The following is a 23,651-nucleotide window of genomic DNA, read 5'->3' on the forward strand; positions in this document are numbered from 1 at the left end:
CTAAAAGTTCAAAATTCAACGCTAAAAGTTCAAAGTAAGAAAAATGCTATTCCTGAAGTTATTTATCATATTTACCAAGATTGGTACATTTAATTTTGGTGGAGGATATGCGATGCTTTCGCTCATCCACAACGAAACCGTAGTAAAGAACCATTGGCTCACCAATGCCGAGTTTACGGATATCGTGGCTATCAGCCAATCTACTCCGGGCCCTATCGGCATCAACTGCGCCACATACGTGGGCTATACCGCCTGTCTTCATGCCGGTTATCCTACCTGGGCAGCCTGGGCGGGTTCCTTCCTGGCATCCCTCTCAATCATGTGGCTGCCATTCATCATCATGATTCTCATCAGCCGTTATCTGATGACTCACAAGGATTCCAAGATTGTGAAGGACATCTTCGCAGGTCTTCGCCCTGCCATCATCGGATTGATTGCTGCAGCAGCTGTGCTCTTGATGAATAAGGAGAATTTTGGATCGCCAACAGAAGATCCATTTGCTTTCGGTGCCAGCGTAGCATTGTTCCTGGGTGCATTCTATTTCACCAAAGCCAAAAAGGCAAATCCGATATTGCTGCTTTTCATCTGTGGAATCATCGGGTTGTTTATCTTCTAAACAACCCAAACACCTTCAAATAGGCACAAAAAAAAATTGATTGTCTCACGACAACCAATCTTTTATTAACCTTAATAATCTAATACCATGAAAAACATGCTGCAAAATTACAAATAATCCTGCAACTTACCATATTTTATTGTAAAAACCTACAAAGAATTAACTCTCTTTAAAGGATTTTCCATTCCATTTAAAGCTTCTTTGCAATTTTATTGCATTTACTGCCTTTTTATCATCAGCAGAAAGCAATGGCAAAGACAGGCGTACAACCAGCGAGTTTTCGTTCTGCAAAAGCAAGGCGCTCACCATTCTCGGTTCTATCATCGCCTTCAGTTCTGCAAAACGAGTTTCGCTCATCGTATCCGGTTTCTGGATAAGGCTTTCTGCCAAATCCTCCATTCGCTTGCCATCCAGGAGACGAGTGGCATCCATCTTCCTCCAATCCTGATTATAGAAATAGAGCTCACTCTCCTTCTCGGGACCAGCGAAAGTCTTGACTACGCAGAGCACGGAATCTCCGTTTTCCACAGGCAACTTTTTCATCTGCAAGGTAGAAGCCTTGGTCATACGGATCTGCACGAAGTCCTGGGTCAGCGTATCCATCACGCTCACCTCTTCCAGGAGATTCTTCACTTCAGCCTTCACTCCCATCTCCTGCAACTCAGCAAATTCGAGTCGCATATTCTTGTTGAGACAAGGCATTACTTCATCAGGCATCGAAACCAGCAGGTCCTTCATCGACTTGGCTTCCATGCCCAAGCTTGCCATCATCAGGCAAGCGCATAATATATATTTTATCTTCTTCATCACTACAATTCCTTAGACCACTTCTTTCCCCAAGGAGTAAAGAGCCAAATCAAAAATGCCGTAGCCGGAACTAAGCATATTGCGAAAGTTAAAGCCAATGTATTCATTTTTTGAAGCTTTTAAATTATTTACTAAATTTCGCAAGTAAGCCCCATACGCCCTGAAAGGGCAGAAGCTCCTAGCCCAGGGCAACACCCTGGGATAGATAATATAGAGATGGTAATTACGCCCTGTAAGGGCAAAAGCTTCCATACTGCAGCTATATTTTTAAAGCTTTTGCCCTTACAGGGCGCAGAGCTACAACAACTATTACCCAGGGCGCTGCCCTGGGCTAGGAGCTTCTGCCCTTTCAGGGCGTGCCGGGAAAATCAGGCTTCTACCCTTCCCCATCAGCTGGTAAACGTTGTTTTAAAACATAGCGATACTGCGGCATTTTTTATCCATTAGAGATTCTCCAAGAATTTCTTGCCCCATTTTGTATGAAGCCAAAGTGCTATAGCACCTGCAACGACCGTAATCGTCGCATAAATCATAACCAGTCCTTCCATATTTCTCTATTTTCCGACAAAAGTACAGAAAATAATTGTAATCTGCAAGTTTTTTCTTGTTTTTCTATCCTACAATCGCTAAAAAAACGAAAAAGAGGAAAGTGTTTCTGGCGAAACACTTCCCTCTCAAATTGTCTAATCTATTAATCGTACTTATCTTCTTCAGAAAAGATTTACTCCTCAACAGCAGCCTGCGCCGCAGCCAAACGTGCGATAGGCACGCGGAATGGAGAGCATGAAGCATAGTTCATACCAACCTTAGCGCAGAACTTAACAGATGATGGCTCACCACCATGCTCACCGCAGATACCTGTGCGGAGGTTAGGACGGGTAGCACGACCATTCTCTACAGCCATCTTGATGAGCTGACCAACACCCTCCTGGTCGAGAACCTGGAATGGGTCAACCTTCAAGATCTTCTTCTCCATGTATGCAGGGAGGAAGGAAGCGATGTCGTCACGAGAGTAACCGAAGGTCATCTGTGTCAAGTCGTTAGTACCGAATGAGAAGTACTGAGCCTCCTCTGCAATCTGACCTGCTGTAAGGGCAGCACGAGGAATCTCAATCATAGTACCAATCTCAAATTCTACCTCTACACCGTACTCAGCGAATACCTCCTTAGAAGTAGCTAGGATGATAGCCTTCTGCTGCTTGAGCTCCTGAACGGTACCGATGAGCGGAACCATGATTTCAGGACATGGGTTGTAACCTTCCTTCTTCAACTCGCAAGCTGCACCGAGGATGGCACGAGTCTGCATAGCTGTAATCTCTGGGAATGTGATACCGAGACGGCAACCACGATGACCGAGCATAGGGTTGTTCTCTGCCAGAGAGTTCACACGCTTCTTGATTTCCTCTATGCTTACGCCCATTTCCTTAGCCATGGTCTCCTGACCAGCCTTATCGTGAGGTACGAACTCGTGGAGAGGTGGGTCGAGCAAGCGGATGTTCACGTGGCAGCCATCCATAGCCTTGAGGATGCCGTAGAAGTCAGCCTTCTGATATGGGAGGAGCTTGGAAAGAGCCTTCTCACGACCCTCAACAGAGTCAGCCAGAATCATCTCACGCATCGCAACAATCTTCTGATCATCGAAGAACATGTGCTCTGTACGTGTCAGACCGATACCCTTGGCACCGAATGCACGAGCTACCTCAGCATCGTGTGGAGTATCTGCATTGGTACGGATCTCCATCTTTGTATATTTGTCGCAGAGATCCATCAGCTCCTTGAAGTCGCCTGAAAGCTCTGCAGCCTTTGTCTCAATCTGTCCTGCATAAACCTGACCAGTAGTGCCGTTCAGAGAGATGTAATCACCCTCCTTGTAAACTACGCCCTCAATCTCAACAGTCTTTGACTTGTAATCAACATTGATAGAGCCAGCACCAGATACACAGCACTTACCCATACCACGAGCTACAACGGCAGCGTGAGAAGTCATACCACCACGAGCGGTAAGGATACCCTCGGCAGCTGACATACCAGCGAGGTCTTCAGGAGAAGTCTCGATACGAACCATGATGACCTTCTTGCCGTCCTCATGCCACTCCTGAGCATCGTCTGCATGGAATACAATCTGACCGCAGGCAGCACCTGGAGATGCAGGGAGGCCCTGTGTGATGACCTTAGCCTTAGAGAGAGCCAGCTTATCGAATACCGGGTGCAAAAGCTCATCAAGCTTCTGAGGCTCACAGCGGAGGATAGCAGTCTTCTCGTCGATCATACCTTCGTGGAGGAGGTCCATAGCAATCTTCACCATAGCGGTACCTGTACGCTTACCGTTACGTGTCTGGAGGAACCAGAGCTTGCCTTCCTGTACGGTGAACTCCATGTCCTGCATATCGTGATAGTGGTGCTCCAACTTATCCTGGAGAGCGTCGAGCTCCTTGTAAAGCTCAGGCATAGCCTCTTCCATAGAAGGATACTTCGCAACGCGCTCCTCCTCAGAGATGCCAGCACGCTCAGCCCAGCGCTGAGAACCGATCTTTGTAATCTGCTGTGGTGTACGGATACCAGCTACTACGTCCTCACCCTGTGCATTGATAAGATACTCACCATTGAAGAGGTTTTCACCATTACCTGCGTCACGAGAGAAGCAAACACCAGTAGCAGAAGTTTCACCCATGTTACCGAATACCATCGCCATCACTGAAACTGCAGTACCCCACTCATCAGGAATACCTTCCATCTTACGGTAGAGGATAGCGCGCTCGTTCATCCATGAACGGAACACGGCGCAGATAGCACCCCAGAGCTGATCGATTGGGTTAGTAGGGAAATCCTGGCCCGTCTGCTCCTTGATAGCAGCCTTGAAGAGCTCAACGAGCTTCTTGAGCGACTCTACAGAGAGGTCCTTGTCGAGAGTAACTCCCTGCTCTTCCTTCACCTTTTCGATGATAGCCTCGAATGGGTCGATATCTTCCTTGTTAACTGGCTTAAGACCCATAACAACATCACCATACATCTGTACGAAACGACGATATGAATCGTAAACGAAATGAGGATTACCGGTCTTCTTGACCATACCCTCAGCCACCTCATCATTCAAACCAAGGTTGAGGATTGTATCCATCATACCTGGCATAGAAGCGCGAGCACCTGAACGTACTGAAACGAGGAGAGGATTCTCTACGGAACCGAACTTGCTGTTCATCAATGCCTCTGTATGAGCCACGGCAGCCATTACCTCGTCCTGAAGGAGCTCCTTGATTTTCTCCTCACCCACCTCATAATACTCGTTACAAGTATCAGTTGTAATGGTGAAACCTGGAGGTACAGGTACACCAATAAGGTTCATCTCGGCGAGGTTTGCACCCTTACCGCCAAGAACTTCACGCATCTTCGCATTTCCTTCGGCTTGTCCATTACCGAATGTATAAACTCTTTTTTCGTTCATTTTGTTATAGGTTCAAAAATTTTATATAATTCTAGTTATTATCAAATTGTTTTGATGATGCAAATATACTACATTATTTTGAAACCACCAAACTTTTATACTCTTTTTTGCTATCCCGAGATTACATTTTAAACTGTTGTCGCACACACGGGACTATTTTTAACAATCTACTATCAATACGCAACGATTGAGAGGAATTTATAAGTTGACAAAGAAAGAGATTCTGACAGTTTGAGAGGCTGAGTTCCCCTCAAGGCCCCCTTTTTGCTACGTCGCAATGCGGGAATTATTACGTCGGGACGCAGGAATTGCTACGTCGCGACGTAGGAAAATGGGCACTGGGAGAGGAAAGGGACAGGCGATTCCATCGCCTGGAACTGGGGCTCAGAGGGGACAGCGGGAGAAAGCATGGGTGAAGATTCAAAAAGAGCAAAAGGTCAAAAGTCACATTTGACAAAAGTGAAAAAGTGAAAGTGAAAAGGTGAATGTGGTGAATGGTGAATTGGGTGAATCTGCTGAAAGTGTAAATGTGAATGCAAAATGAATTCTTATAATAAGGATTAAAAATCCATATAATAATGTACGCGCGTAAGTACTACCTTATTATATATAGAAGAAATCTTCTACCTGAATATTCAAGAACCAGTCAGCAACAATATTCAAGAGCCAGTCAGCAACCCATCGTCTTTTTATGTAAAGTCACTTTTGACCTTTTGACCTTTTTGCCATTCGCTGCATACATCATATTCATCAAATTCACCCCGTTCACCATTCACCTCGTTCACCATTCACTTTTTCACTTTCACTTTTTCACCTTTTTCTCTCCATTTTCTCTCCTTTTCCTTTCCCTTTCCCCTTCTATCTCCCCCACCATTCATTCCTCTCTACCTCACAACATCCGGGACAAAGACTGAAAAAAAACGGGACAACTCTTTCGTTTCTCGCAAAAATGTATTAACTTTGCAGCCATAAAAAAACAAATTTGAATTATGGCAAGAAAACGTAAACCATTACCTCTCTTGGAGAACATCACCATCGAGGCCGTAGCAGCCGAGGGTAAGTGCATCACTCGCGTAGATGACCTGGTCATCTTCGTGCCTTTCTGCGTGCCTGGCGATGTTGTAGATTTGCAGGTAGTTAAGAAAAAACATAAGTATTGCGAGGCGAAGGTAGTTCGCTTCATCAAGAAGAGCTACGTAAGACAGGAGCCTATGTGCGAGCACTTCGGTATCTGTGGCGGTTGCAAATGGCAGAACCTCCCTTACGAGGAACAGATCAAGGCGAAACAGAAGCAGGTGGAAGACCAGCTCACCCGCATCGGCAAGATCGAGCTCCCTGAGTTTCGCCCGATCATGGGCAGCGTGAAGACACAGGAGTACCGTAACAAGATTGAGTTCGGATGCAGCAACAAGCGCTGGTTTACTTCAGAAGAGTTGGCTCAACTTCCTCAGAAAGAGGATGATACCGTAACTTCACTCAAGGAGCGTCACGCACAGAATGCCATCGGCTTCCATATCACCGGTGCCTTCGACAAGATTTATCCTATCAAGAAGTGCTGGCTGATGGATGACCTCTGCAACGAAATCCGCAACTTCGTCTTCGAATACGCAGACTCTCACAACTATAACTTCTACGATCTTCGCGAGCAGCATGGATTGCTCCGCGACATGATGATCCGCAATTCGAACACAGGCGAGTGGATGCTCGTATTCCAGTTCCACTATGATGAGGAGGGTGATGAGCAGAGAGCCTTGGAGCTGATGCAGCAGGTGGCTGACAAGTTTCCTCAGATTACGTCACTCATGTACGTGGACAACCAGAAGGGCAACGATACCATCAACGACCTGGAGCTCAGCCTCTTCAAGGGCAACGACCACATCTTCGAGCTGATGGAGGATTTGAAGTTCAAGGTGGGTCCAAAGAGTTTCTATCAGACCAACACCGAGCAGGCTTACCACCTCTACTGCGTGGCTCGCGAGTTTGCCAACCTCACCGGCAACGAGCTGGTTTATGACCTCTACACCGGTACCGGAACCATCGCCAACTTCGTGGCTCACAAGGCAAAGAAGGTAATCGGTATCGAGTACGTACCAGAGGCCATAGAGGATGCAAAGGTGAATTCTCAGGTAAACAACATTGAGAACACCCTCTTCTATGCAGGCGATATGAAGGATATTCTGACCAACGAATTCATCGCCCAGCACGGTCGTCCAGACGTCATCATCACCGACCCTCCACGTGCCGGTATGCACCCTGATGTAGTGAACGTGATTCTGAACGCAGCACCTAACCGCATCGTATATGTAAGCTGCAACCCAGCTACCCAGGCTCGCGACCTGCAGTTGATGGACGACCACTACAAGGTGGCTGCCGTTCAGCCGGTAGATATGTTCCCTCATACTCCTCACGTAGAGAACGTGGTTTTGCTCGAGAAGCGCAGAGATGCTGAAATCAAGCAGAAGAAGAAGGAGCGCAGAGAGCGAGAAAAGGCGATAGCTGAAGCCAAGGCTGCCAAGGAGGCTGAAAAGCTTGCATTGGAAGCTGCTAAAGCGGAAGACTTGACTGCAGAGGAGATTGCTGCTAAAGCGAAAGACCTCTCAGCAGAGGAACTTGCTGCAAAGAAATAAACCTAAAAACAAAATAGAAATAAGATGAAAAAAGGTATCATCCTGGCGCTCATGGCTTTGACGGCAGTCTCAGCCAGCGCCCAAAAGAAGCAGACCATCGAATTGCCTTCATGGTTGAGCAATGTGAAATTGTCGGGATATGGCATGACCCAGTACCAGTATAGTGGACAGAAGAACGCTGAGTCCAACTCGTTCAACATCCGAATGGGCCGTATCGCCTTGGAGGGTCGCATTGCAGACGACTTCTACTGGAAGACTCAGATTCAGTTTAACGGCAACACCTCCAACCTGGGGGCCAGCCCAAGAATGGTGGATCTGTTTGCCGAATGGCAGAAGTACGACTATTTCAAGGTGAAGATTGGTCAGTTCAAGAACCCATTTACCTTCGAGAATCCGATGCATCCTATCGACCAGGGCTTCATGGGATATTCACAGAACGTGAGCAAGTTGGCGGGTTTCAGCGACCGTGCCGGAGAGCACGCTTCCAACGGTCGTGACATCGGTTTGCAGCTCCAGGGTGACTTCCTCAAGAATGCCAACGGCCGCAACCTGCTGCATTATCAGATTGGTGTATTCAACGGACAGGGAATCAACACCAAGGACGTTGATAATCAGAAGAATGTGATTGGTGGTGTATGGGTAATGCCAGTAAGCGGCATGCGTATCGGTGCCTTCGGATGGACGGGTTCTTATGCGAGAAAGGGAAACTGGACGGAAATCGTAGCCGACCCAACCTCTAGCGTAACTCCTGGTGCTACCAAAGAGATTACTCATACCAACGAGGTTCGCAGTCTGAACCAGAACCGCTACGCCTTCTCTTTCGAATACAAAAAAGACGGATGGACTGTTCGTTCTGAGTACATCCACTCTACCGGCAAGGCATTTGCCAAGAGCATCACCAATTTCAACGATGCCAACGCCAAAGACTGCAATCTTAATGAAAAGATTGGCGATAAGGCACAGGGTGTATATGGCTTGGTTATTGCCCCATTGGCACAGCTGCCAAAGAACAGTCGAATCGATATCAAGGCGCGTTACGATATGTATCAGCCTAACGGCAAGAACAACATGCAGAAGACCCAGTATGAGGCAGGTTTGAACTTCCACATCGGCAAGCGAATCAGCATCCTCACCGAGTATGCATTGGTGAATGACAAGACCCTCGCCAAGCACAATTACTCCATGGCAGACGCAGAGTTCTGCTTCCGCTTCTAACAGATATGATAAAGGCTCGTTCCAGTGATTACAGGAACGAGCCTTTATCATATATATGCTCAATCTCTTGCTAGAAAGAGTAAGAGAATCCGATAGACATGAACTCCTTAAACTGCCAATAGCTCTGATCATCCTTACGCTGCGCTCCATCATCGAAACGAGGATAGAGGAAGATATTAGATGAAATATAACGATTGAACTGGAAGGTAATCGTATTTTCCCATTCTATCTCAGCACGCTTGTAAGTAGTATATGCCCAGAGACGGGTCTTCCACTTCAGGTTCTCCATCAGCTGCCACGACAGATCGAAGATACACTCAGAACCGTAATCGGTCATACCATGCTGTCCCTCCTTCAAACCATATCTTGTAGCAAGATCCTCACGGCCCACATACTTCCAGTTGAATGCCAGAGGAGCCAGATGGGCACTACCCTTCAGCCTGTGATTCAACCAATCTACCGTATAATCCATACCGACAGAGATATTCAGATTGAATGGTGAGAAGAAATCGGAATAAACCTTCTTGTCATTACTCTTGTAACCATGGGCAAACTGCGTCTGCGCCACCATCTGGATGGTATAATACCATTTTCTGGATGCCTGAAGACCCAACTTGCTGGTGTATCGGATCAAGTCGTCGGATGTCTTGAGCGAATGCACCGAGTCTCCCTTGGAAGTCTGGTAGCCCAATCGCATCTCCAGCTTATTCTCCCACTTCACCTTCTGCTTGTTGTTGTAGTTCGCCATCATCGTTACACGTCCCAACAGAGAGTAGTTGCTCTCACCACCTTTATACCAGTTGTCAGACACATAGTTTTGCAGGAACTGCAGATAGTAATCACCTCCGAAAGTCCAAAAGTTAGGCTTGAAGATTACAATGTCCGATGGCGCAGTTTCCGGTTCGAAGACCTTAGGCGCCACCTCTTCTATGATGTCGCGCTTCGGCTTTCTGGCTTTAGAATCCGCCACAATCGGAGCGCCCACCTCTTTCAGGTGTTGCTGCGTAGTCTTCACCAGGTCTGGTCGGCTGAGATAAACATCCATCAAGGTCTTATCGAGCATCACGCCAAGCGAATCGCCTACCCCTCCATCAGGACGGAGGCGCAGGAAATGATTGGCAGGTGAACGATAATACGTGAGTGGAGTGAAGAGCATGGCATATCGGGAATCATCCGAAGACATCTCAGTAGAGTCGATACGCTCCCTGATGTGAGCCAGCGAGTCCACATAACTCTCCACCATCGATGGAGTTTTCACCACCACATTATGCCTGCGGGAACGTTGGGCATATGCCGTCACTGCACCCGCAACCAAAGCTAAAATGAGTAATCCAAATCTTATTTTCATTCCTTCATATACTAATTTGGGCACAAAGGTAACAAAATAATTCTAAATTCAACGCCATTCTTTACAAATATTTTGGCTAATTCATAATTTTATAGTAACTTTGCACCCAAATAATTCTAATTTAAATTATAAACATCGTGGCTGATACAAAGTACATCTTCGTTACCGGTGGTGTGGTTTCTTCTTTGGGTAAAGGAATCATATCTTCATCCATCGGTAAACTTCTTCAAGCAAGAGGCTACAACATTACTATCCAAAAGTTTGACCCATACATCAACATCGACCCGGGTACACTGAACCCGTACGAGCATGGTGAGTGCTACGTAACGGTAGATGGTATGGAGACCGACCTCGACCTCGGACACTACGAGCGATTCACCGGTATTCAGACTACGAAAGCGAATTCTCTCACCACTGGTCGTATCTACAAGGCAGTCATTGACAAGGAACGTCGTGGCGATTATCTTGGCAAAACCATCCAGGTGGTGCCTCACATCACCGACGAGATCAAGCGTAACGTAAAGCTGCTCGGCAAGAAGTATCACTATGACTTCGTTATTACCGAAATTGGCGGAACCATCGGCGACATCGAGAGTGCCCCATACATGGAAGCTATCCGACAGCTGAAATGGGAGCTGGGCAAGAACGCAGTCAATGTGCACCTTACCTATGTGCCTTATCTCAAGGCAGCAGGCGAGTTGAAGACAAAGCCTACCCAGCACTCCGTGAAGGAACTGCAGAGCGTAGGTATTCAGCCAGATGTTCTGATTCTCCGCACCGAGAAGCATCTCGAAGAGGGAATCCTGAAGAAGGTGGCAAGCTTCTGTAACGTGGATATTGACTGCGTAATCCAGAGCGAAGACCTTCCTAGCATCTACGAGGTACCTGTAAACATGCAGAATCAGGGTCTCGATACCGCAATCCTCCGCAAAATGGGAGAGCCTATCGGCGAGAAGCCTGCGCTGGGTCCATGGAAAACTTTCCTCGACCGCAGAAACAAGGCCACCGAGACGGTGAACATCGGTCTCGTAGGAAAATACGACCTGCAGGATGCCTACAAGAGCATCCGCGAGAGTCTCTCGCATGCCGGCACCTACAATGACTACAAGGTGAACATTACATTCATCAACTCAGAATATCTCACAGATGAGAACGTGGCTGAACAGCTGAAGGGTCAGGACGGCATCGTCATCTGTCCAGGATTCGGCCAGCGCGGCATCGAGGGCAAGATCATCGCTGCCCACTATACCCGCACCCACGACATCCCTACCTTCGGCATCTGCCTGGGTATGCAGATGATCGTCATCGAATTCGCCCGCAACGTATTGGGCTACAAGGATGCCAACTCGCGTGAGATGAATGAGAAGACTCCACACAATGTCATCGACATTATGGAGGAGCAGAAAAACATATCAAACATGGGTGGAACCATGCGACTCGGCGCCTACGAATGCGTACTGAGACAAGGCAGTCGCGCGTTCAATATTTATAAGAAGGAGCATATCCAGGAGCGCCATCGCCATCGCTATGAGTTCAACAACGAATTCCAGAAGGAATTCGAGAAGCACGGCATGATGTGCGTAGGCCGCAATCCGGAAAGCGACCTGGTAGAGGTAGTTGAAATCCCGGGCTTGAAGTGGTACATCGGAACACAGTATCATCCAGAGTACCAGAGCACGGTATTGAAGCCGCACCCATTGTTTGTTGACTTTGTAAAGACAGCCATCGCTAACAAGAAATAGCGCAGGCTGGCTTTAGGCAGCAGAATGGCACAGCATTTGCTGTCTTCTCAGAGAAAATAAAACAATAAAAATAATAATGAATAAGAACAACATTATCGGTTTCCTCCTGATTGCCGTAGTGCTGATAGGCTTTAGCTGGTACAACCAGCCATCAGCCGAAGAGCAGAGAGCGGCATTCGTTCAGGACTCCATCGCCAAGGCGAAGCACGCCGAGATGGAAAAAGCCAGCAAGACTGCCGCTGTTAAGCGCCAGGCGGATGCTAAGGCTAAAATTGAGGCAGACTCTACAGCCCTTTTCTATTCGGCGCTGAAGGGTCAGGCTCAGAAAGTAGTTTTGAAAAACGAGAAGGTTGAGTTGACTCTCAACACCAAGGGTGGTACTGTCGAGAAGGCAGTCATCAAGGGATATGTGGGTCATAACCTCAAAGTGAAAGATGGTTCTGCCGACCAGAAGGACGTTACACTCTTCGACGGCAACGACCAGAGCCTCAAGTTCATGCTCGAGGCGAAGGAGGCCAACATCATCACCAGCGATCTCTATTTCACACCATCCAACGTGACCGACAAGTCTGTCACCATGACTGCTGTGGCTGGTCCAGGCAAGACCCTCAGCATGACCTATACCCTCGGTGACGACTATATGCTCCACATGAGCCTGCAGGCTGAGGGAATGGCTGGTCTGTTCTCACCTAGCTGCAACAAGATGAGCATCGACTGGAGCGACAAGGCGCGCCAGCAGGAGCGTGGCTTCATGTTCGAGAACCGCTACACCACCCTCACCTATCATGAGGCAGAGGGCGGCACCGACCACCTGAACGAGGGCAGCGAGAAAATCGACGAGAAAATTGAAGAGACTATCGACTGGGTATCTTTCAAGAACCAGTTCTTCTCAGCTATTATGGTAGCTAAGGACAACTTCGACAAGGATGCCTTCATGACCTCTATCCCTCAGGAAAAGGGTTCGGGCTACCTGAAGCAGTTCCAGGCTAAGATGAAGACTGCCTTCGACCCAACCGGCAAGAAGGCATCTGAGTTTGAGTTCTACTTCGGTCCTAACGACTTCCAGATTCTGAAGAATACAGAGAAGGAGAGCACCTTCGGCAAGGACCTGGAGTTCCAGAAGCTCGTTTATCTGGGATGGCCTATCATCCGCTGGATCAACCGTTTCTTCACACTCTACGTGTTCGACTGGTTGAGCAATGTATTCCCAATGGGTATCGTATTGATTCTCATCACATTGCTCCTCAAGCTCATCACCTACCCTATGGTGAAGAAGAGCTATATGAGTTCTGCCAAGATGCGTGTGCTGAAGCCAAAGCTCGAGGCAGCTACCGCTCAGTACAACAAGCCTGAGGACCAGATGCAGAAGCAGCAGGCGATGATGGCAGAATATGCCAAGTATGGTGTTAGTCCACTGTCTGGTTGCTTGCCAATGCTGATTCAGATGCCGGTTTGGGTTGCGATGTTCAACTTCGTGCCTAATGCCATCCAGCTTCGTGGTGAGAAGTTCTTGTGGATGAGCGACTTGAGCACCTTCGACCCAATCTTCGAGTGGAACACCAACATCTGGTTGATTGGCGACCACTTGAGTTTGACCTGTATTCTCTTCTGCGTAGCCAACCTGTTGTACTCATGGATGACGATGCGCCAGCAGCGTGACCAGATGGTAGGTCAGCAGGCAGAGCAGATGAAGATGATGCAGTGGATGATGTATCTCATGCCATTGATGTTCTTCTTCATGTTCAATGACTACTCAGCAGGTTTGAACTTCTACTACTTCATCTCATTGTTCTTCAGTGCCGCAATCATGTGGACCTTGCGCAAGACCACCAACGACGAGAAGCTCCTCGCCATTCTGGAGAAGCGCTATCAGGAGAACAAGAACAACCCTAAGAAGGCAAGCGGCCTCATGGCAAGAATGCAGGCCCTCCAGGAGTTGCAGCGCCAGCAGCAGGAAGAGATGATGCGTAAGCAGGCAGAACTGAACGAGAAAAAGAATAATCTCGGAAAATAATGGTTACTAGATAAATGAAAGCGTAATGATTACCGGCAAAGGTATTCGTTACGCTTTTTTATTTCCCAAAGGATATATTTCGCTTTTTTGATTATCCAAAGGATATATTTCGCTTTTTTGATTATCCAAAGGATATATTTCGCTTTTCTACCCCCGAAAAGGTATAATTTGTTAAATGATATTATAAATTATACCTTTTCGGGGGTATTTTCATTTTTTATTCGTATATTTGTCCCCGAAAGGGTATAATATAGTATTACAACCTGTATCATTTTACCCGAAAGGGTATAAAACAAATAAAATATGAGCAATACATTATCATCATACGTCAAGGAGATGCGCAAGCAATTCGGATTGACCCAGGTAGATCTGGCGGCGAAATCGGGCGTAGGCCTCAGATTCGTAAGAGAACTGGAACAGGGAAAGGAAACGCTGCGACTCGACAAAGTAAACCAAGTCCTCCTTTTGTTCGGCCAGGAAATCGGTCCCGTTCCCATCAGAAAAGAATAAAAATAGAATTTTATGAAACAAGGAAAGATTTATCTCTACGACCAATACGTAGGCCTGCTGACGGAAGACGAAACGGGCTTTACCTTTGCCTACGATGCAGATTATCTGGCATCGGATGGCGCCGAAGCCGTGAGCCTCACACTCCCGTTATCCGACGAGCCCTACCACGACACCGTTTTGTTTCCCTTCTTCGATGGATTAATCCCCGAAGGATGGCTGCTGAATATCGCAGAAAGCAGTTGGAAAATCAACCAACGGGATAGAATGTCGCTCCTCCTTGCCTGCTGCAAGGATTGCATCGGAGCCGTCAGCGTCATCCCCGCAGAAGAACCTCCTGTAGAAGAAACGAACAGTTAAATTGTAGAAGGAACGAACAGCCCAGCTGTAGAAGAAACGAACAGTTCAGATGCAGAAGGAACAAACGCTTCACCTCAAAACTAGAAAGGAAAAAGAAATATGGAGAAATGTCTATATTGCTATAAACCACTCAAGCCAGGGCAGATAGATTACCACCCCGCTTGCGCCCGAAAACTCTTCGGCACCAAGGAAGCCCCTGTCCTACCCTATATTAGAAAGGAAATAGGCGACCTGGCTAAACAGGTAGTGCGTGCACAAACCACCCTCACCGGTGTACAGGCAAAGCTCTCGCTCGATATCAACCCAGGCGGAAAGAACGAACCAGACCGATTTACGATCGTAGGACTCTGGGGAAAATACATCCTGAAGCCACAGACCGATCGCTATCGCTGTCTTCCGGAAATCGAAGATCTCACGATGCATCTCGCCGAAGCCGCAAAAATCGCCGTGGTTCCGCATGGTCTGATCCGCTTTGCCGATGGCGAACTCTGCTACATCACCCGGAGAATAGATCGACTTGACGATGGAACCAAAGTACCGATGGAAGATATGTGCCAGCTATCCGAGCGCCTTACCGAATACAAATACAAAGGTTCCTACGAACAGGTTGCCAAACTTATCAAAAAGTATTCCTCCTTCTCACAGCTCGACCTCGTGAACTATTGGGAGGTTGTCATCTTTTCGTGGATTACCGGCAACGCAGATATGCACCTCAAGAACTTCTCGCTCTACAACAACCGCCAGTTGGGCTATGGCTTAACCCCAGCCTACGACCTTCTCTGCACCAAGATTGTAATGCCGGAAGATACAGAAGAACTCGCTCTGACACTGAATGGAAGAAAGCGAAAGATTCTGAAATCAGATTTCATCAAGGTGATGACAGCATCAGGACTCAACGAGAAAGTAATCAACAACATCGCCAAGAAGTTCCGCCGCTCCATCGTGAAATGGCTCGACCTTATAGAAGCCTCCTTTCTGCCGGATAGTATGAAGAAGGAATATAAAAAACTGATACTCAGCCGAGTCATGGCATTAAGATAAATTGTTTCTGCCAAGCAGAACAAACAAGAAAAAAACAAAAAAAGCAAGAATAGTATAAACAAAACAAGATATGAAAAAAATACTCTTATCACTTTTAGCAGCTGTTGGCTTATCAACCACCGGCTGCTCAGCACAGGCTGGCCAATCATTAAAGTCAGCTCCATCTGACGGCATCGTCATATTGACTCCTCAAGCCTTTATCGACCAGGCAAAGGCAGATACCACCAGCTTCCTTCTCGATGTCCGCACTTCCAAAGAATACGCAGAAGGTCATCTGGCTGGCGCCCACCAATTGGATTACCTCAACCCCGAGGCTTTCGATGCCGGCATCAAGCAGCTGGATAAATCCCGCACCTATTATATTTATTGCAGAAGCGGAAAGCGAAGCCATGGTGCATGCCTGAAAATGAAGAAGCAAGGCTTTAAGGTCTATGATATGGAAGGGGGAATCCTCAACTGGACAAAGCTCGGAATGCCTGTGGAAAGATAAAAATTACCCCCGAAAAGGTATAATTAATCAAACCTCGCGATTAACTATACCCCTTCGGGGGTATTTTAATTTATCCGAATCTATTTCTTCAACAGAATCCAATCTGAATTTACTTCTTCAACACCGGCTCGCAGGTGATGCTGACACCAAGCTTCTTGAAAATCTTCTGATCCACATCACTCAGCATCACGGTGCAATGAGCCTGGCAGCCACGGAGCTTTGGCAACTGCTCCAAAGCTTTCTTGCAGTTATCATCATTCTCTGAGAGAACAGAGAGGGCTACAAGAACCTCATCGGTATGAAGACGAGGATTATGACCGCCGAGATAATTAATCTTGGTATGCTGGATAGGCTCAATCATCGACTGAGGAATCAACTTCAACTCGTGGTCGATACCAGCCAGATGCTTGGTTACATTCAAGATCAATGCCGCACTGCACCCCAGCAACTCACTGCTGTGACCGCAGATAATCGTTCCATCCTCCAATTCAATCGCAGCAGAAGTATGACCCGTCGCCTTCTTGTGTTCCTTAGCCGCTACAGTCACCTTGCGATAAGCCGTGGTAATATTAGCCTGCTTGAAGAGCATCTGAATCTTGCTGATCTCCGCCTCGTTGCACGCACCGGCAGCCAACTTGTTGGTAGCCGCATAATAACGGCGGATGATTTCATCCTTGGATGCCTCGCAGCAAGCCTCATCATCAGAGATGCAGAAGCCCACCATATTCACACCCATATCGGTAGGTGACTTATAAGGATTGCTTCCGTAGATACCCTCGAACAGGGCATTGAGCACAGGATAAATCTCTACGTCACGGTTGTAATTGATGGCAATCTTATTGTAAGCTTCCAGATGGAATGGGTCGATCATGTTCACATCGTTGAGATCGGCAGTAGCTGCCTCGTAAGCGATGTTCACCGGATGCTTCAATGGGAGATTCCATACAGGGAATGTCTCGAACTTAGCATAGCCTGCACGCACACCACGCTTGTTCTCGTTATAAAGCTGGCTCAGGCAGACAGCCATCTTACCGCTACCAGGACCCGGAGCAGTAACAATCACCAGCGGACGCTCAGTCTCTACATAATCATTCTTGCCAAAACCCTCATCAGAAGCAATGAGATCTACATCGTGAGGATAACCCTCGATGAGATAATGGCAGTAAGTCTTGATACCCTCACGCTCCAAGCGCTGCTTGAAGGCGATGGCTGCAGGCTGACCATTAAAATGAGTAATAACAACAGAACCCACCATAAAACCACGGTTTTGGAATTCACCACGCAGGCGAAGCACATCCTCATCGTAAGTGATACCCAGATCGGCACGCTTCTTGTTCTTCTCAATATCGGCAGCACTGATCACGATAACAATCTCGATGCTATCGCTAATCTTCTGAAACATGCGCAGCTTACTATCTGGCTGGAAACCTGGCAAAACGCGGCTGGCGTGATGGTCATCGAAAAGCTTACCTCCCAATTCGAGATAAAGCTTTCCATCAAACTGTGAGATTCTCTCCTTGATATGTTCGGACTGAATCTTCAGATACTTCTCGTTGTCAAATCCTATTTTCATTGTGTTTTATATATTTTGCGGTGCAAAATTACAAAAAAAGTATCGTACTAACAAATCTTTTATCCGAAAAAATAAAAGAGAACTGCTACATATAGGCATCCAGCAACATCTCACCCCCTACCAGGAAAGCAAAGACAAGAAAGATAAATATATACAACTGCTCCTTGAGGACAAAATCCAAGACATGAAAATGCTTGTTGTCATACTCCTCAAGATAGTTTTTATAATCCATCCACATCAGGGAAAAAGCCCCCAATGCAATGGATAATATAATACATACACCTACTATATCGGCTAGACCAGTCGATTGAAATAAAGAAAAGCCTGTCATTTTGCTGTTCATTTAAAAGTTAATAAGAATCATTATCATCTACTAGTATTTAGCGATGCAAAGATAATGAAAATCTTATAACCAGACAGTTTCATTGCTCAAGAAAATAGTTTCATTCCTATCAAATAGGTGTTTCATTGGTAGGAATGAAACTGTTTTTCGCAGTATTCTACCGATTTTTCCGTACAGAATCTCTCCATTGTCCTGGCGTAAATCCCGTTTTAGCCTTGAAGATCTTATAGAGATGGGCATGAGATGAGAAGCCGCATTCTGAAGAAATGGTATCATTGCTGTATCTGCATTCTTCCAGCAGCATACGCTGTGCCTCCTTGAAACGGATATCGCTGAGCCAGATTCTGAAACTGCTCTTCAGATAGTTCTCGAAATACAGGCTCAATTCATTGCGAGGAATGCCCAACTTAACAGAAAGCATCGGCATATTTACCGTACTGTCTCTGTAGCCACCCTTGTCACACCAGCTGGTAAGCATCGATTCTATGATAGAGATTTTCTCTGAGGACAATCCCACCTCATCACTCACTTCCAGCACTTCAAGAGGTTCATCGGCAGTTTCCTGCTCCAGTCTCACCTCCGCAGGAATCATATTATAACCATATCCCAGGAAAGTAATAGTAAAGAAAATCAAAGAAAAAAGAATCAGGGGCGCCACACAATAAAGAAACGGACGATAGCAGATAGCACCTACCAACGCCAAAATCAAAAATCCCACCATACCATAACTGGCATAGGCATATCTATCAAAAGGAAGCAAATCTTCCGTAGTGTTTTCCTCGATAATCTTTCGATGATATCGCATCTCGATAACCGTGGTATAAATGCAATATATGATGGTAACAGCAAACAATGCGAGCATCACGTACAGCCACTCGCCTATATGCATCCCCCTTGGAGTATCTTTGTATCCGAAAAAGAAACAAATCAAAATCAATGCATAACTCACACATCCCACCAAGACAAACTTCTTCCGCCCACTCCGATAGCAAATTAAATTATAGGTAGCATAGGAAATTATGAAAGAGATTGGAGTATAGAAGAGAACATTGACAACAGCTCCAATCGCATCGCCTTTAGCACGGAAACCATAAACCATTTGCAAGACAAAATGCCCTGCAAGTACAAACATAGAAAAAGCAAGGAGCCAACGAGACACCTCGTAACGATGGTTGGTCCAGCGAATCTGAAACCTAGACAAAACCAATATCAAGCCCAACATCGACACTATAATGCAGCAAGCAAACTGCACAAGAAACAATGTATTCATTTACTAAATATTTATATCTTTACTTATATTCCTGAAAATTTAGCATTGAAAGCTAAACTGTATCATTTCAGTTGCAAATATACGAAAAAAAGCGCATACTTTAGTAAAGAAAGAAGAATAATTTTGTTATCTCATTAATTTTCTGTAACTTTGCACAGAATATTTAGAAGATTGCAACAAATTATTAATAATATCTTAAAAATATGATTAAAGCGATGATTTTGGCTGCAGCAGCTCTCACCATGGGAGCAAATACAGCCGATGCACAGACTATGATTGAGAAAAACAACATCAAGGTGGAGAACCACCTGATGACCCCAGAAGCTCTCTGGGCGATGGGTAGAATCGGTGCCGCTGAAGCTTCGCCTAACGGCAAGCAGGTGGTTTACCAGGTAGGTTACTACAGTGTAAAGGAAAACAAGGGCCATCAGATGCTCTTCATCATGGATGCCAATGGCAAGAACCAGAAGGCATTGACCACTGATGCCAAGAGCGAGACTGATGCTGCCTGGATTCAGGGCGGGCAGAAGATTGCCTTCATCCGTTGCGGACAGCTCTGGAGCATGAATCCAGACGGTACTGGCAGAAAGCAGCTCACCAACGACGAATTGGGCATCCAGGGATTCCGCTTCTCTCCAGATGGCAAGAAGGTAATCCTCATCAAGGAGTTGCCTTATCACGGAACCATCAAGAAGAATCCTTCTGATCTTCCTCTGGCTACAGGTCGTCTCGTTACCGACATGAACTATCGCCACTGGGATCACTACGTAGAGAGTATCCTTCATCCTTTCGTGTCTGATGTTGCTGAGGATGGCACCATCAACGCCGGTGAGGATATCCTGAAGGATGAGCCTTTCGAGTGTCCTATGGCTCCATTCGGAGGCATCGAGCAGTTGGCTTGGAGTCCGGACTCCAAGACCATCGCCTACACCTGTCGCAAGAAGGAGGGCGTGCAATATGCCATCTCTACCGATTCAGACATCTACCTATATAATATAGGTACGCGCGAGACCAAGAACCTCTGCAAGGAGGCTGGTTATGTAGAGTCTAAGATTGATGCTACCAAGAGCATGAAGAACCAGGCTGTAAATGCACCTGAGAATCTGAAGAACAATCCTGGTTACGACATCAACCCTCAGTTCTCTGCCGACGGCAAGTACGTGGCTTGGCAGAGTATGGCTCGCGACGGATACGAGAGCGACCGCAACCGCCTCTGTGTCTATGAGCTTGCTACCGGCAAGAAGAACTATGTATCAGAGAAGTTCGACTCCAGCGTAGAGGGCTTCGTATGGAACAAGGACAACAAGAGCCTCACCTTCATCGGCGTATGGCACGGAACCCTGAACCTCTATCAGGCTAACTTCAAGGGCGAAGTAAAGCAGATTACCAACGAGTGGGCAGACTACGGAAGCATCGCTCTTGCCAACAACGGCAACAAGCTTCTCGCTACCAAGGCTAGCATGAGTCACCCTACCGATATCTACATCGTAACGCCAGGCAAGAATGCCAAGAGTACCAAGGTAGAACAGATTACCCGTGAGAACGACCACATCCTGAGCCAGTTGAACATGGGTAAGTGCGAACAGCGCTGGGTAAAGACCACCGACGGCAAGCAGATGCTGGTATGGATCATGTTGCCAGCTAACTTCGATGCCAACAAGAAGTACCCTACCCTTCTCTTCTGCGAGGGCGGTCCTCAGAGTCCGGTCAGCCAGTTCTGGAGCTATCGCTGGAACATTCAGATCATGGCAGCCAACGGTTACGTCATCGTATTGCCTAACCGCCGTGGTCTTCCAGGTTTCGGAAGTGCATGGAACGAGGAGATTTCAGGAGACTGGACTGGTCAGTGCATGAACGACTATCTTTCTGCCATCGACGATGCAGCCAACAATCTTCCATACGTAGATAAGGATCGTCTGGGCTGTGTAGGTGCCAGCTTTGGTGGTTTCTCTGTTTATTATCTTGCAGGTCATCACAACAAGCGTTTCAAGGCATTCCTTGCTCACGATGGCGCTTTCAACCTTGAGAGCATGTACACAGATACCGAGGAGGCTTGGTTCTCTAACTGGGAGTATGATGATGCTTACTGGAACAAGGATCAGAGTGCCAACGCCAAGAAGACATACGAGAACAGTCCTCACAAGTTTGTAGATAAATGGGATACTCCAATTCTCTGCATCCACGGCGAAAAGGATTACCGTATCAATGCCAACCAGGGCATGGGCGCCTTCAATGCCGCTCGTATGCGTGGCATCCCTGCCGAGCTTCTTATCTATCCTGACGAGAACCACTGGGTATTGAAGCCACAGAACGGCGTACTCTGGCAGCGCACCTTCTTCGGATGGTTAGACAAGTGGTTGAAGAAATAACATATAAAAAAGGCTTGCTTCGGAAATGAAGCAAGCCTTTTTTATATATGATATTTTTGATTTAGCTTACGCGATTCAACTTCTTGATGATAGAGAAGATGAAGAGGGCTGAAACCAGACAGATACCTGCAAGAACACCCCAGATGGCAATGAGGTTGAAGTTCTGACCCCACATGATGCCAGGAATCATAACCAACTGGTTACCGATGGCTGTTGCACCAAACCAGAGACCCATCATCAAACCAGCATACTTTGGAGGAGCTACCTTCGATACAAACGAAATACCGATTGGAGAAAGCAGAAGCTCTGCGAATGTAAGGATGAGATAGGTAGAGATGAGGAGGTTAGCACTTACACGTGTACCCTCTGTAGCAGGATCGCCCTGTGTCAAAGGAAGCTCCAGCCCCATAGAACCTACAGCCATCCATACGAAACCGAGAGCTGCAACGAGCATACCCAAACCAATCTTCTCAGGAGATGTAGGCTCCTTGCCAATCTTGTGAAGCCAAGAGAACAAAGCAACGCTCACTGGTGTCAATGCCACTACATAGCATGGGTTGAACTGCTGGAAGATAGGAGCCTCAACATCTACGGCACCTTCAAGGTTGCTGTACTTGTAGAAGAGGAAAGCGATGGCAGCAACAATGACACCGAGAGAGATGCCCTTACCCTTGCCAGTCTTGCTCTGTGCCAGACCGAAGCAACCGTAAACCACGAAGATGCAGGCTACAAGGTTGGTAACGTCGAATGCCATTGACTGCAAGCCCTCAGATGTCTTCTGAGTATAGTCGCGGGCAAAGAGTGTCAAGGTATTACCATTCTGGTGGAAAGCCATCCAGAAGAAGATAACCACAGCAAATACGAGACAGAGGCAGATGATGCGCTCCTTGGTCTCAGCCTTGGAAAGCTCATTAGTCTCCTTAACCGGAGTCTTGTCGTCCTTACCCTTGGTCTCAGAAGCAAGCACGTGCTTGTATGTAAAGCTGAAGGCATAGTAGATGGCGATACTAATGATAAGCGAAGCACATGCCACAGCGAATGCAAAATGGTATGAATCCTCTACAGATACACTCAGACTCTCCTGCGCCCACTTCATGATTTTAATGGCTGCTGTAGGAGCGAACATGGCGCCAATGTTGATAGCCATATAGAAGAGAGAGAAACCGGAATCACGGTTGCTGGCATACTGTGGCTCGTCGTAGAGACGACCTACCATCACCTGCAGGTTACCTTTGAACAAGCCGGTACCCAAAGCGATGAGGATAAGCGAAATGCCCATGGCAGCAATGGCAACGGTGTCCTTGCCAAGAGGAAGCGAAAGTACCAGGTAGCCGATGAACATAATGAAGATACCCGTGGTAACCATACGTCCAAAGCCAAACTTGTCGGCTGCGATACCGCCGATGATAGGGAGGAAATAAACCATCATCAGGAAGGTAGAGTAAATTGTACTTGCCAATCCGGTTTCAAAACCGAAGTTAGCCTGCAAATAGAGCAAGAACACTGCAAGCATGGTATAGTAACCGAAACGCTCACCCGTGTTAGCCAAAGCTAAGGCCCACAGACCTTTTGGTTGATTTTCAAACATAATTTTCTGTTATTTTATAATTTTATTATTTAGTTATTCTTTTCTCGCAAATTCTGTGCAAAGATACACAAATTATTCCATATTTCAAACTCAATGCCTAAAAATCGCTATATCAAATACCATTTTTATATTCAAAAACGTCTAAATTTCTAAAAAACAGACAAATAATGCAAAAGTTTTCCATTTCTATTACAACAAGATTGCGTTTTTTTTTGTACCTTTGCAGCCCGAAACCGTAAAGGTGGATTCCGACAGTATAAATATTGGATTAAAACAAAAAAGAAAGGTAAAAGGATATT

General features: G+C 46.7%; 16 protein-coding genes and 1 pseudogene. 10 read left to right on the forward strand and 7 right to left on the reverse strand.

Annotated elements, in window-relative coordinates:
• Positions 1-43 precede the first annotated feature (43 nt).
• Positions 44-616 (forward strand): chromate transporter, encoded by a 573-nt coding sequence (locus tag AAAT87_RS03295; protein ID WP_295024383.1) that lies wholly within the window; start codon positions 44-46, stop codon positions 614-616.
• A 159-nt stretch (positions 617-775) separates the two neighbouring features.
• Here the strand turns inward: AAAT87_RS03295 and AAAT87_RS03300 are convergent, their stop codons facing one another.
• Together AAAT87_RS03300 and ppdK are read right to left on the reverse strand one after the other, a co-directional pair.
• Positions 776-1,423: a DUF3256 family protein gene (locus AAAT87_RS03300; protein ID WP_349225605.1), complete on the reverse strand. Its 648-nt coding sequence runs from the start codon at positions 1,421-1,423 to the stop codon at positions 776-778.
• 721 nt (positions 1,424-2,144) lie between these two features.
• Positions 2,145-4,865 (reverse strand): pyruvate, phosphate dikinase, encoded by a 2,721-nt coding sequence (gene ppdK, locus AAAT87_RS03305; RefSeq protein ID WP_349225606.1) that lies wholly within the window; start codon positions 4,863-4,865, stop codon positions 2,145-2,147.
• 989 nt (positions 4,866-5,854) lie between these two features.
• On the opposite strand from ppdK, the pseudogene rlmD reads away from it, so the two are divergent.
• Both rlmD and AAAT87_RS03315 read left to right on the forward strand, forming a co-directional pair.
• Positions 5,855-7,303 (forward strand): annotated as a pseudogene (gene rlmD, locus AAAT87_RS03310) (23S rRNA (uracil(1939)-C(5))-methyltransferase RlmD); the annotation flags it as partial.
• Between the two features lie 213 nt (positions 7,304-7,516).
• Positions 7,517-8,707, forward strand: coding sequence for a porin (locus AAAT87_RS03315; RefSeq protein ID WP_349225608.1), 1,191 nt, complete (start codon positions 7,517-7,519; stop codon positions 8,705-8,707).
• Between the two features lie 70 nt (positions 8,708-8,777).
• Here AAAT87_RS03315 and AAAT87_RS03320 read toward each other — a convergent pair whose 3' ends face one another.
• The gene (locus tag AAAT87_RS03320; protein ID WP_349225609.1) at positions 8,778-10,055 is read right to left on the reverse strand and encodes a DUF3078 domain-containing protein; all 1,278 of its coding nucleotides are present in this window, start codon (positions 10,053-10,055) and stop codon (positions 8,778-8,780) included.
• Between the two features lie 137 nt (positions 10,056-10,192).
• Between AAAT87_RS03320 and pyrG the strand changes: the two genes are divergently transcribed.
• From pyrG to AAAT87_RS03350, 6 genes are all read left to right on the forward strand, one after another.
• On the forward strand, positions 10,193-11,797 hold the full coding sequence (gene pyrG / locus AAAT87_RS03325; RefSeq protein WP_296974150.1) for a CTP synthase: 1,605 nt from the start codon (positions 10,193-10,195) through the stop codon (positions 11,795-11,797).
• A gap of 76 nt (positions 11,798-11,873) precedes the next feature.
• On the forward strand, positions 11,874-13,811 hold the full coding sequence (gene yidC, locus AAAT87_RS03330; protein WP_298532462.1) for a membrane protein insertase YidC: 1,938 nt from the start codon (positions 11,874-11,876) through the stop codon (positions 13,809-13,811).
• Positions 13,812-14,114: 303 nt separating this feature from the next.
• Positions 14,115-14,321, forward strand: a complete 207-nt coding sequence (locus AAAT87_RS03335) for a helix-turn-helix transcriptional regulator (protein ID WP_118311311.1) — start codon at positions 14,115-14,117, stop codon at positions 14,319-14,321.
• A gap of 12 nt (positions 14,322-14,333) precedes the next feature.
• The gene (locus tag AAAT87_RS03340) at positions 14,334-14,678 is read left to right on the forward strand and encodes a HipA N-terminal domain-containing protein (protein ID WP_349225610.1); all 345 of its coding nucleotides are present in this window, start codon (positions 14,334-14,336) and stop codon (positions 14,676-14,678) included.
• Between the two features lie 99 nt (positions 14,679-14,777).
• Positions 14,778-15,719 (forward strand): HipA domain-containing protein, encoded by a 942-nt coding sequence (locus tag AAAT87_RS03345; protein ID WP_153097211.1) that lies wholly within the window; start codon positions 14,778-14,780, stop codon positions 15,717-15,719.
• Between the two features lie 70 nt (positions 15,720-15,789).
• Positions 15,790-16,209 (forward strand): rhodanese-like domain-containing protein, encoded by a 420-nt coding sequence (locus AAAT87_RS03350; RefSeq protein WP_349225611.1) that lies wholly within the window; start codon positions 15,790-15,792, stop codon positions 16,207-16,209.
• Positions 16,210-16,318: 109 nt separating this feature from the next.
• On the opposite strand, the gene AAAT87_RS03355 is transcribed toward AAAT87_RS03350, so the two are convergent.
• The 3 genes from AAAT87_RS03355 to AAAT87_RS03365 all read right to left on the reverse strand — a co-directional run bounded on the left by AAAT87_RS03355 (position 16,319) and on the right by AAAT87_RS03365 (position 19,395).
• A complete protein-coding gene (locus AAAT87_RS03355) occupies positions 16,319-17,782 on the reverse strand; it encodes a DUF1846 domain-containing protein (protein ID WP_349225612.1) in 1,464 nt (487 codons plus the stop codon).
• An 85-nt stretch (positions 17,783-17,867) separates the two neighbouring features.
• A complete protein-coding gene (locus AAAT87_RS03360; RefSeq protein WP_349225613.1) occupies positions 17,868-18,125 on the reverse strand; it encodes a hypothetical protein in 258 nt (85 codons plus the stop codon).
• Positions 18,126-18,282: 157 nt separating this feature from the next.
• Entirely contained in the window at positions 18,283-19,395 is a 1,113-nt protein-coding gene (locus tag AAAT87_RS03365) for a helix-turn-helix domain-containing protein (RefSeq protein ID WP_349225614.1), read from the reverse strand.
• A 203-nt stretch (positions 19,396-19,598) separates the two neighbouring features.
• On the opposite strand from AAAT87_RS03365, the gene dpp5 reads away from it, so the two are divergent.
• Positions 19,599-21,764 (forward strand): dipeptidyl-peptidase Dpp5, encoded by a 2,166-nt coding sequence (gene dpp5, locus AAAT87_RS03370; protein WP_349225615.1) that lies wholly within the window; start codon positions 19,599-19,601, stop codon positions 21,762-21,764.
• Between the two features lie 61 nt (positions 21,765-21,825).
• On the opposite strand, the gene AAAT87_RS03375 is transcribed toward dpp5, so the two are convergent.
• A complete protein-coding gene (locus AAAT87_RS03375) occupies positions 21,826-23,352 on the reverse strand; it encodes a peptide MFS transporter (protein ID WP_270531833.1) in 1,527 nt (508 codons plus the stop codon).
• Positions 23,353-23,651 lie beyond the last annotated feature (299 nt).

This window comes from Segatella sinensis, assembly GCF_040095255.1.
Classification (GTDB): domain Bacteria; phylum Bacteroidota; class Bacteroidia; order Bacteroidales; family Bacteroidaceae; genus Prevotella; species Prevotella sinensis.

Bases quoted from the DNA above. Each gene is read 5' to 3' on its own strand.
- AAAT87_RS03295 (WP_295024383.1), top strand. From the start codon at position 44: ATGCTATTCCTGAAGTTATTTATCATATTTACCAAGATTGGTACATTT.
- AAAT87_RS03300 (WP_349225605.1), bottom strand. From the start codon at position 1,423: ATGAAGAAGATAAAATATATATTATGCGCTTGCCTGATGATGGCAAGC.
- ppdK (WP_349225606.1), bottom strand. From the start codon at position 4,865: ATGAACGAAAAAAGAGTTTATACATTCGGTAATGGACAAGCCGAAGGA.
- AAAT87_RS03315 (WP_349225608.1), top strand. From the start codon at position 7,517: ATGAAAAAAGGTATCATCCTGGCGCTCATGGCTTTGACGGCAGTCTCA.
- AAAT87_RS03320 (WP_349225609.1), bottom strand. From the start codon at position 10,055: ATGAAAATAAGATTTGGATTACTCATTTTAGCTTTGGTTGCGGGTGCA.
- yidC (WP_298532462.1), top strand. From the start codon at position 11,874: ATGAATAAGAACAACATTATCGGTTTCCTCCTGATTGCCGTAGTGCTG.
- AAAT87_RS03335 (WP_118311311.1), top strand. From the start codon at position 14,115: ATGAGCAATACATTATCATCATACGTCAAGGAGATGCGCAAGCAATTC.
- AAAT87_RS03340 (WP_349225610.1), top strand. From the start codon at position 14,334: ATGAAACAAGGAAAGATTTATCTCTACGACCAATACGTAGGCCTGCTG.
- AAAT87_RS03345 (WP_153097211.1), top strand. From the start codon at position 14,778: ATGGAGAAATGTCTATATTGCTATAAACCACTCAAGCCAGGGCAGATA.
- AAAT87_RS03350 (WP_349225611.1), top strand. From the start codon at position 15,790: ATGAAAAAAATACTCTTATCACTTTTAGCAGCTGTTGGCTTATCAACC.
- AAAT87_RS03355 (WP_349225612.1), bottom strand. From the start codon at position 17,782: ATGAAAATAGGATTTGACAACGAGAAGTATCTGAAGATTCAGTCCGAA.
- AAAT87_RS03360 (WP_349225613.1), bottom strand. From the start codon at position 18,125: ATGAACAGCAAAATGACAGGCTTTTCTTTATTTCAATCGACTGGTCTA.
- AAAT87_RS03365 (WP_349225614.1), bottom strand. From the start codon at position 19,395: ATGAATACATTGTTTCTTGTGCAGTTTGCTTGCTGCATTATAGTGTCG.
- dpp5 (WP_349225615.1), top strand. From the start codon at position 19,599: ATGATTAAAGCGATGATTTTGGCTGCAGCAGCTCTCACCATGGGAGCA.
- AAAT87_RS03375 (WP_270531833.1), bottom strand. From the start codon at position 23,352: ATGTTTGAAAATCAACCAAAAGGTCTGTGGGCCTTAGCTTTGGCTAAC.